The organism is Plantibacter sp. CFBP 8804 (genome assembly GCF_014841225.1).
In the GTDB taxonomy this organism is placed as follows: domain Bacteria; phylum Actinomycetota; class Actinomycetes; order Actinomycetales; family Microbacteriaceae; genus Plantibacter; species Plantibacter auratus.
The window spans coordinates 103832-117509 of the sequence record NZ_JACYTU010000009.1 but is presented as its reverse complement, the minus strand read 5'-3'; the positions used below and the strand labels follow the sequence as shown (position 1 = coordinate 117509).

The following is a 13678-nucleotide window of genomic DNA, read 5'->3' as shown; positions in this document are numbered from 1 at the left end:
ACAAGCTCAGTGACCGGCGGAGGTGAGCTCAGTGACCGAAAGAAGTGAGCTCAGTGACCGGAACCAGGCCAACCCGGCAGACGCGGTCCCTGAGCCTGTCGAAGGGCGACGTCACCCGTGGGCACTTCGACAAGCTCAGTGACCGGAAGAGGTGCGCTCAGTAATTGGGAGGGCTCTGGCCCGCAGACCCGGTCCCTGAGCCTGTCGAAGGGCGACGTCACCCGTGGGCACTTCGACAAGCTCAGTGACCGGAAGAGGCCGACCCGGTGACCCCCGGTCCCTGGCTAGTCCTCGTCCCAGGTCATGCGACGGCCCATCACGGGCACCGAGGCCAGCAGCTCGCGGGTGTAGGCGTCCTCGGGAGCGGCCAGGACGGTGGCCGTCGGGCCCGCTTCGACGACCCGGCCGGCCTGCATGACACTCACCGAGTCGCACATGTAGTTCACGACGGCGAGGTTGTGTGAGATGAACAGCACCGTGAGTTCGAGCTCACGCTGCAGCTCGCGCAGCAGGTTGAGGACGACGCCCTGCACCGACACGTCGAGCGCCGAGGTGATCTCGTCGGCGATGAGGACCTCCGGTTCGGCCGCGAGCGCCCGGGCGATCGTGATGCGCTGCCGCTGACCGCCCGAGAACGCCGACGGCAGGTCCCCAGCCCGGTCCGGGTCGATGTGTACGCGCTCGAGCAGCTCGCCCACCCGGGACCGCTGCTCGGAGCGGCTCCAGGAGCGCCCGGTCGCCCGGGACCCCTCGGCGATCGACAGACCGATCGGCATGCGTGGGTCGAGCGCGGAGTACGGGTCCTGGAAGACGAGTTGCACGCGTCGACGCGCACGACGAGCAGCGGACGAGCGCCCGACGATGTCGGCGCCGTTCAGTCGGATGCCGCCGGCGCTCGGGATGACGAGACCGACGGCGGCCGCGGCGACCGTCGACTTGCCCGAGCCGGACTCCCCCACGAGGCCGTGGGACGTGCCCGGGCGGACCGTCAGGTCGAAGCCGTCGACCGCGGTGTGCGCGGACGCGCCGTGGCCGTAGCGGACCGTGAGGCCGGAGAACTCGAGACCGGTCATGCGCGCTGTCCTTCGGTGGTGATGGGCCCTTCGACAAGCCCTTCGACAAGCTCAGGGACCGGCCCTTCGACAGGCTCAGGGACCGAGAACGACTCACCGATGACCGGGAGCGGCATGGTGCGGTCGGAGGTCATGTCGGGGACGCAGGCGATGAGCCCACGGGTGTACGGGTGTCGCGCCTCGTGGAGGCGGTCGGCGTCGAGCGATTCGACGATGCGGCCGTCCTTCATGACGAGGATGCGGTCGCAGAACCCGCTGACGAGCGCGATGTCGTGCGAGATGAGCAGGATCGCAGCGCCCGTCTGCTCCTGCGCCTCGTGGAGCACGCGGAGGACCTGGCGCTGCACCGTCACGTCGAGCGCCGTGGTGGGCTCGTCGGCGATGAGCAGCTTCGGGCGTCCCATGAGCCCCATACCGATCATGGCCCGTTGCCGCATGCCGCCGGACAGCTCGTGCGGGAACTGCTTCAGGCGCTTGGCCGGAAGCGGGATCCGCACCGACTCGAGTGCGGCCTCGGCACGCTTCGTCGACTCGGCCGCCGACAGTCCCTCATGGACCTCGACGGTCTCGCGGAGCTGCTTGCCGATCGTGAGCGAGGGGTTGAGCGAGGTGAGCGGGTCCTGGAAGACCATCGCCAGCTCGAGGCCGAGGCGGCTGCGCTCGGCCTTCGTGAGCGGTGCGGTCATGTCGATCCCGCGGAAGCTCAGCTCCGAGGCCTGTACCGAGGAGTCCGGGCCGAGGAGGGCGGCGATCGCCATCGCGCTCACCGACTTGCCCGATCCGGACTCGCCGACGACACCGACGACCTCGCCGGGCATGATCGTGAGGCTGATGCCGTGGACGCGCTCCACGAGTCGGCCGTCGCGGTCCGGGAAGGCGACGCGGAGGTCGCGCACCTGCACGACGGGCTCCTGGTCGGACGGCGTCGCAGCCGCAGCCGAGGCGGTCGCGGGAGCCGCGGTGCGACGTCGCGCCGGCGCCGGCAGTCCGAGGAGCCGCTTCGACGACTCGTTCCAGAGTTCGCCGAGCTGCGTGAAGATGACACCGCACACGACGAGCGCGATGCCGGGACCGATCGCCGCCATCGGATTGCCGTAGATGCGCGCGATACCGAGGCCGAGGAGGCGACCCCAGTCGTACTCGGGCGCCTGCACCCCGAGACCGAGGAAGGACAGGCCGGCGAAGGCGAGGAGCGTGCCGGAGGCGGAGACCGCCGCGTTCACGAGCATCGGCGGGAGCATGTTCGGCATGACGTGCCGGACGAGCACCTCCGCCTGCCCGACACCCGCGATCCGCGCGGCCTTCACGTAGTCGCGACCGATGAGCGACGAGGCGAGCGTGTAGGTGAGGCGGGCGAAGGTCGGCACGCCGGCGAACCCGACGGCGAGCATCGCGCCGGTGGCGCTCGCGCCCCAGATCACCGAGAAGAACAGCGCCATGAGCAGCCAGGGGAACGACAGCAGGATGTCGATGAGTGCGGTCACGAGTCGGCGGAGCGGTCGAGGCAGGACCGTCGCGACGGCCCCGAGCAGGACGCCGCCGACGACGGAGATCGCCGTCGCGCCGAGGGTCAGCAGCACGGACACCCGCGTGGCGACCATGACCCGTGAGAAGACGTCGCGGCCGAGCTCGTCGGTGCCGAAGGGGTGGGCGAGGCTCGCACCGGCGAGGCGGTCGGCCACGGACGTCGTGTCGGCGGCGGACCCCCAGACGGTCGGGCCGACGACCGCGACCACGATGATGAGGAGCGCTCCGATCGCGCCGGTCAGGCCGCGCGGGGTGCGGAGGCGGTCGAGCACCGGGGACCGGCGTGAGGGCGTGGGCCTGGAGGTGGTCGGACGAGTGCTCATGAGCTCAGCCCTCCGTGATCGAGGAGCGCGGATCGATCGTCGCGAGCGCGATGTCGATGAGGAGGTTGAGGCCGAGGACGAGGATCGCGTACACGAGCACGATGCCCTGGATCATCGGGTAGTCCTTCGAGGTGATCGACGACACGATGCTCGTCCCGAGACCGGGGATGGCGAAGACCGTCTCGATGAGCACGGTGCCGGCGACCATGCCCGTGAGGATGATGCCGCCGATCGTGAGCGTCGAGGTCACCATGTTCGGCAGCGCGTGACGGAGGTAGACGAGGTGTGTCGGGAGGCGCTTGCTCCGTGCCGTGGTCATGTACGGCATCTCGAGGACGGCCAGCATCTCCACGTGCACGATGCGGGCCAGGTACGCCATCGGACCGACCGCGAGGGCCACCACCGGCAGGATCGCCTGGTCGAAGCCTCCCCAGCCGGCGGCCGGGAGCACCTTGAGCCCGATGCTGAACACCGCGATGAGACCGACGGCGAGCAGCAGGCTCGGGATGGCGATCAGCACGCCGAGCAGACCCGAGACGCCGAGGTCGGCGAGGCGACGGCGGCCGGTGCGCGAGGACACCGCGGTCGCGACGCCGATGGGGAAGGCGCCGATCGCCGCGAGGAGGAAGGACGCGACCGCGAGGGTGAGCGTCACCGGGAAGCGCTGCGCGATCGTGTCGGCGACCGGCCGCTGTGACCCGATCGCCGTCCCGAAGTCGCCGCGGAACAGCCCGCTGACGTAGTTGACGAACTGTTCCGGCACCGGCACGTTCAAGCCGAGGTCGGCGCGTGTCCGTTCCACGAGTTCCGGGGTCGCGCTGTTCCCGAGCGCAGCCCGCACCGGGTCTCCCGGCACGAGCTGCACGATCAGGAACGTCGCGACGATGACGATGGCGAGGGAGACGAGCACCCGGCCGAGTCGTCGGAGGATGAACGAGGTCCGCGGGGAGAGTCCGCCGAGGACGCCGCGACCCCCTCGACGCGCGACCGCCGGGCCGCCGGGGCCCTGGGCCTGCTCGGTGGCCTGCTCGGTGGTCACGGTCGAGGGGATCGTCATGATCAGCCGACCATCCGGATGCTCGTCGGGCGGATGAAGTTCGGACGCTCGACCTCGGCGCCGTTCAGGTACAGGAAGTCCTGCGCGTCGGCGATCGGGAACACGTCCGTCCGCTCGATGAGCTTCGCTTCGGCCTGCTGCCAGAGGTCACACGTCTCCTCCGGGCTGGCCGTCTTGGCCTGCTCGGCGAGCGCGTCGTACTCCGGGTTGTCGACGAACATGAAGTTGTTGCCGCCCTTGTCCGGGGTCTCGCCACCGAAGAAGGTGTTCACGATGACCGGTCCGCCCGGAGCGATCTGCACGAAGCCGGTGTCCCAGTCGAAGGTCGAGAACAACTGCTCGGACCAGGCGTTCGCGTCGTTGCCCGAGAGCTCCGTCGTGACGCCCAGCTCGTCCCAGGTCTGTTGCACGAGCTCGGCCGCTGCCGCGTGGCTCGGGGTGGCCGCGTCGTAGATGAACTTGATCGTCAGCGGCTCGCCGTCCTTCGACCGCTTGCCGTCGGAACCGAGCGTCCAGCCCGCCTCGTCGAGCAGCTCGCCGGACTTCTCGACGTCCGTCTCGGGGAGCGTCCACTGCGGGCCGTCGGCGACGCAGAGGTACGGGCTCTTCACGACGAGCGACTTCGACTCCTCGGCGGTGCCGTCGGTGACGACCTCACCGACCTGCTCGCGGTCGATCGCGGTGACGAGGGCCTCACGGACGAGCGGGTCGGAGGTGGGGCGCTCAGGACGCTCGTTGAAGAGCATCTCGCCGATCGGGTTGCGCACGCCCTCGCTGCCGAGACCGGCGGCCTCGACGCGGTCCTGGTCGGCGCCGCCGATGCTCGCGGCGTTCACGTCACCGGAGAGCAGCAGGTTCGCGGCGGTCCCGGGGTCGGTGACGACGCGGACCTCGAAGGTGTCCGGCAGGCCCTTCGTGTCGCTCGTGACGTCCTCGGGACCCCAGGTGTAGTCGTCGCGCTTCGTGAAGGTGTAGCTGGAGCCGGGGGTCGCCTTGTCGAGGGTGAAGAGGCCGGTGCCGTTCATCGTCTCGACGAGGGAGTCCGGGTCGTCGAGGCCGGCCTGGCAGACCATCTCGACGGTGCCGGTGTTGGCGAGGATGAACGGGTCGGGCGTCGAGCTCGTGACGGTGAGCTGGTTGCCGTCGGCGGTCGCGGTCATCCGCTCGGAGACCTGCGCGCCGTAGTAGAAGGTCGCGTTGGCCGGGTCGGCGTTGTAGGTGATGTTCGCCGCAGCGGTCTCCGCGGTGAACGGGGTGCCGTCGGCGCAGGTGATGCCGTCCTTGAGCGTGTAGGTGATGGAGGTGGAGGTGGCGTCCTCCTCCCAGCTCTCGGCCAGCCAGGGCAGGAGCTCGCCGTCGGCGTTGACGTACACGAGCGACTCGTAGTGGAAGCTGATGATCTCGCGGGCCTCGAGGCTGATGCCCGTCATGGGGACGAGGCTCCCCGGGTCGCCGCTCATGGCGGTGACGAAGGTGCCGCCGGAGACGTACTCGCCGGAGGAATCGGAGGATTGCGAGGAGGTGCACGCGGTGAGGGCCACCGCGGTGAGGGCCGCGGTGGCGAGTGCCGCCGCGGCTTTCCGCTTGTTGTTCATGCTGGATCCTTCGTACTCGGGTGGCCGTGGTGCGCGGGTGGCCGGATCAGATGGGGTGAGAGGTGCCGTGCTGGTGCTGGTGGAGAGCGGTGCTGGTGCGGTGGTGCGTCAGATGCGCTGTCGGGTCGCCGTGCCGATGCGGGCGAGGGGACCCGCAGCCTTCACGGAGACCTTCAGGGTGGGGCGGGTCGCGTACGAGACGGGGGTCTCGAGCACGTCGACGATCTCGACCGAGCGCGGGTCTGCGCCGGCCTGGATCGCCTTCTCGATCGCGGAGCGTCCTGCCTCCTCGATGGCGGCTGCGCGGTCGGCGAAGTCGCAGAGCTGATCGGAGCGCCCGCCGGCGAGCGCGATGGCCGCGCCCACGGCGTTGGCGACGTTGCCGCGCGCCGGGCGCAGGACCTCGCTCGCGCCGAGGACGGCGTCCGGGACGAGGAATCCTCCGCCGCCGACGACGACGAGCGGGAGGCCGGTGCGGCCGAGCGACATGCGCTCGACGGCGGACTCGATGCGTTCGTGGGCGACGCCGAGCGCGTGCTCGAGCGCCTGGCGGGTCGCGCGGTCGAGGGGCGGCAGCTCGCGGTCGGCGATGCCGAACTGGAGCGAGGCCGCGTCGGTGAGGGTCGGGGTGGTGCCGCCGAACAGCAGCGCCTCCTCGGTGAGGCGGTAACCGACCGAGTCGTGCCGCGGGACACCGGTCGCGGTGTCGACGATCGTGCCGCCACCGAGGCCGACGCTCAGGATGTCGGGCATGCGGAAGTTCGTCCGCACGCCACCGACCTCGCGGGGCAGCGTCGACTCGCGGGGGAACCGGTCGACGAGCACGCCGAGGTCGCTCGTCGTGCCGCCGACGTCGATGATGATCGCGTTGTCGGCACCGGAGAGGAAGGCGGCCCCGCGGATGGAGTTCGCCGGCCCGGAACCGATCGTGAGCACCGGGTAACGCGCCGCGTACTCGACGGCCATGAGCGTGCCGTCGTTCTGGGCGAAGTAGGTGGTCGCGTCGAGTCGTTCCTCGGCGACGACGGTCGTGAGCGCGTTCGTCACGTCGCGGGCGACGGCGTAAAGCGACGCGTTCAGGACGGTCGCGTTCTCGCGCTCCAACAACCCGAGCGCGCCGATCTCGTGGCTCAGCGACACCGGGATGTCGACCCCGACGTGGTCTTGGACGAGCGCCTCGACCTCGAGCTCCTGCTCGGGGAACGACGGGCTGAAGATGCCGCAGACGGCGACCGCGTCGAAGGTGCCGGCCAGGGCGTCGAGCTCCCGGCGGATGAGGTCGCGGTCGAGCGGGGCGATCGGGTAGCCGTCGACGAGGTGGCCGCCGCCCGCGAGGATGCTCCCCGCGAGCACGACGTCGCGCAGTTCCCGCGGCCAGCCTGCGAGCGGCGGGAGCGAGGTGGCGGCGGGCGAGCCGAGTCGGATGACGACGACGCGACCGAGGTCGCGACGGTTGACGATCGCGTTGGTCGCGTGGGTGGTGCCGAGCATGACGCGGGTGACGAGGCTCCGGTCGTCGCCGAGCTGGTCGAGGACCTCGGCGAGCGCCGCCCGGATACCGCCCGTGACGTCGCGGGTGGTGGGCTGCTTCGTCCATGAGACGACCTCGCCCGTGCCCGAGAGCGCGACGGCGTCGGTGTTGGTCCCGCCGACGTCGATGCCGATCGCGAGTTCGCCCGAGGTGTCGGTGACGGTGCTGGTAGTGGTGCCGGCGCTCATCGGGTCGCTCCAATGGTCTCGTCGGCGCTCACACCGAAGGGCTCGTAGTCGAGGTCGTAGCCGAACGCGCGCGGGCCGGCGAGTTCGAGGCCGCGCTCGGTGCGCCACAGTGGATCGCACGCCCAGGCGAGGACGCTCACCCGCTGCCCGAAGCGCAGCATCTCGGTGGAGATCGCGTCGCCCGTCTCGGAGTCGACGATCGTGACGAGGTCGGGGACGCTGACGATGACCGCTCCGTCCTCCATGACGACGAGGTTCTCGTTCTGGATCTCCACGCGGGTGAGGCGACCGCGGTGCTCGCCGATCCCTTCGACCGTGACGGAACCACGGGTGAACCCGCCCTCGGTGCGGCGCTCGATGTCGACGACCTTGCCGCCCGTGATGAGGGACGCGCCGAGTTCGTCCGTCAGCGCACCGACGGGGTCGGTGGCGGTGAGGAGCCGGCGCCCGACCTGCACGGCGCGGCTGACGCTGCCCTCGATGACCGCGCCGCGGACGGTGTCGCGGTCCATGACGTAGTTGGCGCCGATCGAGATCGCACCGCTGGCCACGGTGAGGGCGCGGGCGTGGCGCTCGAGCCAGGCGAGGCTGACGGGCCGCAGGATCGAGACGTTGCCGATCACGTCGCTCAGGACCGCGTACCCGGGCGGGAGGTTCGCGACGTTCATCGCGGTCATCGGCGCTTCCGGGAAGGCGCGTCCCATGCCGTCGGCGTCGAGGAGGCTGAGGCCGAGGCTCGCGGCCCAGCCGACGGGGCCGACGCCGTTGCTGCCGCCGATCTCCGTCGCCATGATCGTGGTGATGCGCTTGCCGGTGAGGCGCTCGATCTCCTCGACGATGATCTCGGCCTGGCCGCTCGCGCCGAGCATCTCGAAGCCCACCGACGGGGCGCCGATGCCGGACATGGCGACGACCACGTCGTCCGCGTCGAGGTCGGTGACCTGTTTGACGGGGACCGGACCGAACTGCTCCAGGGCGATCTCGACGCCGAGCTGCGGGGTCTGCACCGCGCCGCCGCCACCGGTGCCGAAGATGGCGCATCCTGCGGCGAGCGCCGGCACGTCGGCCAGGGTGATGCTGGTGATCGGCGTGGCCGACGCTGCGGAGCGTGCAGCGGGGTGGTTCGTTGACATGTACCGAGCGTAGGCAGGGCGGGGAACCACGACAATGTTCCCGTGGCCCACACAATCGGGGCAGAATGTGCTCATGGCCCAAGTCACCGTCGCCGACGTCATCCTCCAAGCCGAGCATCTCGGTGCCCGCTGCGTCGCCGGTGCCCCCGCCGGCGTCCCGGTCACCGGGGTCGAGATCCTCGCGCTCGACGAGCTGAACGACGCGACCGAGCACTCCATCGCCATCGTGACGACCCCCGACGGCGCCGTCCCGAGGCCGTACCAGGTCGACATCGCCATCCGCCGGGCCATCGCCGCGGGCTGCGCCGGCCTGGTGTTCGTCGGTGCGTTCCCCGTCGCCGAGACCTCGCGGGCCCTCGCGGACCGCGGTGGTCTGCCGGTGATCATGAGCGGGGGCATCGCCTCCGACCTCGCCGTGCTCATGGACCGCACGATCCGCGGTGGTGCCGAGGAGGCGATGTCGCGCGCCGAGTTCGCGATCCAGCGGGTGATCAGCGCGTCCGCGGCCGAAGCGGAGCAGGCGTCGGGTGTCGGCGTGCGGGAGGCGATCCTCGAGGTCGCCAGCACGACGCTCGGGGTGCCGGTCACGCTCGTCGAGGATGCGAGCGCCAGCTGGCTCGAACCCGACGCGGTGTGCATCGGTGAGATCCCGATCGGGCGTGTCCACGCCGAGCGCGACGACCCGGCCGCGGCGATCGCCCTCCCGGTCATCGCCTCCGTCCTCTCGCGCGCTTTGCAACGGGAACTGCACGGACGGTTCGGGTCGGTGCGCTCGCGGGCGGAGCTCATCATCGAGCTGATCTTCGCCGAATCGTCCCGTATCGACGGCTTCGCGATGGACGCGGTCCGGGCCGGCCTGCCGCTCCAGCTGTCGCACGCGGTGGCGTGGCTGACCCCGAAGCACGCGAGCGATCCCGACCGCCGGGCACCCACGGTCCTCGCGCCCTCCGTCGAGCTCTTCGCGCTGCAACTCGTCGACCAGCGCGAGGAGCAGTGGCACCTCGCGATGCGACGCGACGAGATCGTGGTCATCTCCTCGGAGGAGCTCGGCGCACCCGACCACCAGCGGCGACTGCGCGACGTGATGGAGCGGATCGTCGCGCACGCCTCGACGATCGCGGGGCCGGAGTGGACGTTCACCGTCGGACTCGGGACGCCGCAGAGCGGGGCGGCGGGGCTCCGGCAGTCGGCGACCGAGGCGCGGGTCGCGGCGGAGGCCGCCATCGCGGGTGGTCGCTTCGGCACCATGGAGGCGACGGACGTCACCGGGCTCCGCCGGGTCCTCCTCGACTTCTACGCCTCACCGCTCAGCCGGACACTGCTCGACGACATCCTCTCGCCGCTCGACGCCCTCGGGCCGGAGCGGGCCACGATCTCGGTGCGGACGCTCCTCTCCTACCTGAGCCATCGGAACTCGCTGGCGCGTGCCGGGGCCGAGCTGAACCTGCATCCGAACGCGGTGAACTACCGGATCCGGCGCATCGAGCAGTCGCTCGAACTCGACCTCGCCGACCCGGACGTCCGCTTCGCCGCGGAACTCGCCTGCCGGGTGCGGCTCATCGGCATGCCGTAGGCCCCGGTCCCTGCCCTTCGACAGGCTCAGGAACCGCGTGTCGAAGGGCCCACGCATAGCCCTCCCGTCGGCGACACGTCCTCTTCGCTGCATTTCGACAAGCTCAATGACCGGGCACAGGTCTTCCCGGTCCCTGAGCCTGTCGAAGGGCCCATGCATAGCTCTCCCGTCGGCGACACGTCCTCCGTGCCGCATTTCGACAGGCTCAATGACCGGACGAGCTCCTCGCCACCCGGACGATGCCGGCGGCGAGCGTCGGCCAGAGCTCGGTGGGGATGAGGTGCCCCATGCCCGGGAGCACGTGGAGCTCGGCCGCCGGCATCACCTGGGCGATGTCCACGGCGGACGACCAGTGCAGGACGTCGTCCTCGCGGCCGTGGAGCACGAGGGTCGGCACGGTCACGTCGCGCAGTCGCTCGAGTCGCTCGGGCGCACGCAGGAGCGCCGCCCACTGCCGACTGAAGCCCTCCGGCGCGTAGCCGCGGTCGTAGGCCTCGCCCGTCGCCCACACCTCCCACGCGGTGTCCGGCTGGTAGCGCGCGCCGGGCACGCGTGCGGCGAGCTCCGCCATCGCGGCGACGGATTCCTCCCGGGTGTACCGCACGGGCGCGACGAGCAGCTCGGGCCGCTCGCCGTGCAGGATGTAGCGCGGGTCCTGGCCGGGGATCGTGGACAGCAGGCCGAGGCTCAGCACGCGCTCCGGATGGTCGAGCGCGACCATCTGCGCCATCATGCCGCCCATCGAGTGCCCGACGAGGTGCGCCTGCTCGACCCCGAGGTGGTCGAGCACCCGCAGGACGTCGTCACCCATGTCGGCGAGCGAGTACCCGCCGTCGAGGTCGGTCTCACCACCGAACCGCTGCGAGAAGCCGACGTCGCGGTTGTCGAACCGCACGACGCGGAAACCCTCGTCCACGAGCATCGCCCGGAACGGGTCACGCCAGGTGAGCAGCTGCGCACCGCCGCCCGCGATGAGCACGATCACCGGGTCGGCGGGGTCGCCCTCCACCTCGTAGTAGATCGAGACGTCGTCGGTGTCGGTGTACGGCATGCGGTGCTCACTCTCCTCGAACGTGCTCCCTGGCGGGCGTTCCGAGGCTAGCCCGCGGCCTGACCATGCACCATGTGCCCGGACACCACGGTTCCGGTGGAGACTGTGCCGGCGCCCCAGCCGTCGGGACCGAGGGCAACGCGGGTAGGCTCGCGACATGAGCGCCGAACCCCTCTCCGGAGACGACACCCTGCAGCTGCCCGAGTTCGACACCCCGCCCGCCGAGCCCATGCTGCTCGCTCAGCAGTGGCTCGCCGCAGCGATCGAGCGGGACGTCAGCGAACCCCGGTCGATGACCCTCGCGACCGCCACCTCGGTCGGTGTCGTCAGCGCGCGCACCGTCGATGTGAAGACCCTCGACGATCGCGGCCTGATCTTCGGCTCCTCGACCGAGAGCCGCAAGGGCGGGCAGCTCGCCGAGAACCCGAGCGCCGCCCTCCAGGTGTACTGGCGTGAGACGATGCAGCAGCTCCGCTTCGAGGGCCGCGTCGAGCAGTTGAGCGACGAGGAGTCCGACGCGCTGTTCGCCGACCGATCGCCCAAGTCACGAGCGGCGACGGCGGTCGCCCACCAGTCGACGCCGTTCCGCGACGGCCCGGAGGAGACCCTCGACGCCCTCATCGCGCAGGCGAACACGTTGCTCGAGCGCGAGGGCGATGATGTCCCGCGGCCGGCCACGTGGGTCGGGTTCCGGCTCGTCCCCGACATGGTCGAGTTCTGGCACGCCAGTCGCGACCGCATGCACCGGCGCCTCCGCTACCTGGCGGCCGACGGCGGCTGGATCGTGGACCGCCTGCAGCCGTAGCCACGCCGTTCGAACAGCTTGTGCACCGGACCTCTCGAAATGCGACCCGGCACGTCCATCCCTGCGTATGAATAGGATGTCCGCCATTACAGCGTATAGTGACGGAGATTATCGTCATTATGGGATGAGGTACACGATGGTCGCTGGTCCAGGACTGAGCCGCGAGATGGTCCGTCTCGGATCGAACGTCCGAGCCTGGCGCAAGATCATCGGCCTGACGGCGGACATCGTCGCTGAGCGCGCCGGTATTTCGCGGGACACGCTGCGTGCCATCGAGAACGGACGGTCGACCTCCTCCGAGAATCTGTTCGCGGCACTCCGAGCTGTCGGGATCCTGTCCCAGGTCGTCGACGCGTCCGATCCGCTGGCGAGCGATTTCGGCTCGCGGAACTTCGCTCGAACTGGCGTCGAGCGCGTCCGGATCCCTGCGCCGACGTCCTCAGACGATCCACGATGACCGTCGACATGGCGCCCGACCACCTGATCGAGGCGAACGTGAGCCTGGTGCTGCCAGACGGCGTCGAAGTCCCAGCCGGGCGGGTCACGACCGACGGGCTCCCGGGGTCGGCGGCGCCCGGCATCGTCTTCCGATACGCGGAATCGTTCCTCCTCGATCCACGCGGCTACGATCTGTCGCCGGACATGCCACGGAGCGCTGGTCCGCTCCGTGCGTGGTCGGGCCGTGAATCGCTCGGTGCACTCGGCGATGCCATGCCTGACAGCTGGGGACGTCGGATCATCCGCGCGGGAACGCAGGCGCGAAGCGGGCTGGACTACCTGCTGCACGTGAATGACGAGACACGCCAGGGTGCCTTGCGTTTCGCGGCGAAAGGCACGTTCCTCGGGCGACGCACCCATCCCGTGGCTCAGGTTCACGACCTGCCACGGATCTTTGCAGCAGCACGGGCATTCGAGACAGGCACCGAGTCCGACGAGGAGCTCGCGGTGCTGATCGAAGCAGGGACCAGCGCCGGAGGAGCGCGCCCGAAGGCGGTCGTCCGTCATCACGACGCACTCTGGATGGCGAAGTTCGCTCGCGACACCGAATACTCCGACCCGATGGCCTGGGAGGCGACGGCGCTCGCGCTCGCCCGTCAGTCAGGTGTCGAGACACCCGCCTTCGAGCTGGAGCGGATCGCCGAGGGCCGGTCGATCCTGCTCACGAAACGGTTCGACCGCGTCGGCGAGCAGCGCATCGGGTATCTCAGTGCTCACTCGCTCACCACGAAACCGGAGGACCAGCCTCTGTCGTACGTCCATCTGGCCGAAGCAGTCGCGTTCGCAAGCCCGACCCCGCGGGTGGATCTCGCCGAACTGTTCCGACGAGTCGCACTCAGCCTGCTCATCGGCAACGTGGACGACCATTTCCGGAACCACGGGTTCCTCCGGCAACACACCGGCTGGAAGCTGTCACCGGTCTTCGACCTGGAACCGAACCGGCGCCCAGACCGAGTGGAGGCCACGCCCATCACCGAAGGAGGCGAACGATACGGTCGTGACATCCGCGAACTCCGCGCCGTGCACGATGCGTTCCGTCTCTCGGCGACGGCCGCCGCTTCGATCATCCGCGAAACAGCGGAGCGCACGATGGATTGGCGGACGGTCGCGATCGGCTACGGCATCTCGCCTGAAGCCGCGGTCGTGGCCGAGCGTGCGTTCGACGGCGACAACCGGCACCACGCCCTGGAGATGCCTTCCCGGTGACCGAGCGGCCCGGCCACCGGGAAGTCCCCGGCCATTGAGCCGAGCCCGGTCATTGAGCCCGAACCCGGTCATTGAGCCCGAACCCGGTCATTGAGCCTGTCGAAATGCCCCTCGACAA

General features: G+C 70.2%; 11 protein-coding genes. 4 read left to right on the top strand and 7 right to left on the bottom strand.

Features of this window, described 5'->3' with window-relative positions:
• Nucleotides 1–284: 284 nt before the first annotated feature.
• The 6 genes from IFU11_RS15110 to IFU11_RS15085 all read right to left on the bottom strand — a co-directional run bounded on the left by IFU11_RS15110 (nucleotide 285) and on the right by IFU11_RS15085 (nucleotide 8427).
• Entirely contained in the window at nucleotides 285–1073 is a 789-nt protein-coding gene (locus IFU11_RS15110) for an ABC transporter ATP-binding protein (protein WP_191940311.1), read from the bottom strand.
• A complete protein-coding gene (locus tag IFU11_RS15105) occupies nucleotides 1070–2923 on the bottom strand; it encodes a dipeptide/oligopeptide/nickel ABC transporter permease/ATP-binding protein (protein WP_192019457.1) in 1854 nt (617 codons plus the stop codon). The genes IFU11_RS15110 and IFU11_RS15105 overlap by 4 nt, the downstream gene beginning before the upstream one ends.
• Before the next feature lie 4 nt (nucleotides 2924–2927).
• Complete coding sequence (locus IFU11_RS15100; protein ID WP_086472924.1) at nucleotides 2928–3980, bottom strand: ABC transporter permease; 1053 nt, start codon at nucleotides 3978–3980, stop codon at nucleotides 2928–2930.
• Nucleotides 3981–3982: 2 nt separating this feature from the next.
• Nucleotides 3983–5575, bottom strand: coding sequence for an ABC transporter substrate-binding protein (locus IFU11_RS15095; protein WP_191940308.1), 1593 nt, complete (start codon nucleotides 5573–5575; stop codon nucleotides 3983–3985).
• Nucleotides 5576–5683: 108 nt separating this feature from the next.
• Nucleotides 5684–7294: a hydantoinase/oxoprolinase N-terminal domain-containing protein gene (locus tag IFU11_RS15090; RefSeq protein WP_191940307.1), complete on the bottom strand. Its 1611-nt coding sequence runs from the start codon at nucleotides 7292–7294 to the stop codon at nucleotides 5684–5686.
• On the bottom strand, nucleotides 7291–8427 hold the full coding sequence (locus IFU11_RS15085; protein ID WP_192019456.1) for a DUF917 domain-containing protein: 1137 nt from the start codon (nucleotides 8425–8427) through the stop codon (nucleotides 7291–7293). Before IFU11_RS15085 ends, IFU11_RS15090 begins: the two co-directional genes overlap by 4 nt.
• Nucleotides 8428–8500: 73 nt before the next feature.
• On the opposite strand from IFU11_RS15085, the gene IFU11_RS15080 reads away from it, so the two are divergent.
• A complete protein-coding gene (locus IFU11_RS15080; protein WP_192019455.1) occupies nucleotides 8501–10000 on the top strand; it encodes a PucR family transcriptional regulator in 1500 nt (499 codons plus the stop codon).
• 205 nt (nucleotides 10001–10205) lie between these two features.
• On the opposite strand, the gene IFU11_RS15075 is transcribed toward IFU11_RS15080, so the two are convergent.
• Entirely contained in the window at nucleotides 10206–11051 is an 846-nt protein-coding gene (locus tag IFU11_RS15075; protein WP_192019454.1) for an alpha/beta fold hydrolase, read from the bottom strand.
• Between the two features lie 157 nt (nucleotides 11052–11208).
• Between IFU11_RS15075 and IFU11_RS15070 the strand changes: the two genes are divergently transcribed.
• From IFU11_RS15070 to IFU11_RS15060, 3 genes are all read left to right on the top strand, one after another.
• The gene (locus IFU11_RS15070) at nucleotides 11209–11856 is read left to right on the top strand and encodes a pyridoxal 5'-phosphate synthase (RefSeq protein ID WP_192019453.1); all 648 of its coding nucleotides are present in this window, start codon (nucleotides 11209–11211) and stop codon (nucleotides 11854–11856) included.
• 136 nt (nucleotides 11857–11992) lie between these two features.
• Nucleotides 11993–12313 carry a helix-turn-helix domain-containing protein gene (locus IFU11_RS15065; RefSeq protein ID WP_199862322.1) on the top strand — a complete coding sequence of 107 codons (321 nt, stop codon included), beginning with the start codon at nucleotides 11993–11995 and terminating at the stop codon, nucleotides 12311–12313.
• Nucleotides 12310–13560 carry a type II toxin-antitoxin system HipA family toxin gene (locus IFU11_RS15060; protein WP_192019452.1) on the top strand — a complete coding sequence of 417 codons (1251 nt, stop codon included), beginning with the start codon at nucleotides 12310–12312 and terminating at the stop codon, nucleotides 13558–13560. Before IFU11_RS15065 ends, IFU11_RS15060 begins: the two co-directional genes overlap by 4 nt.
• Nucleotides 13561–13678 lie beyond the last annotated feature (118 nt).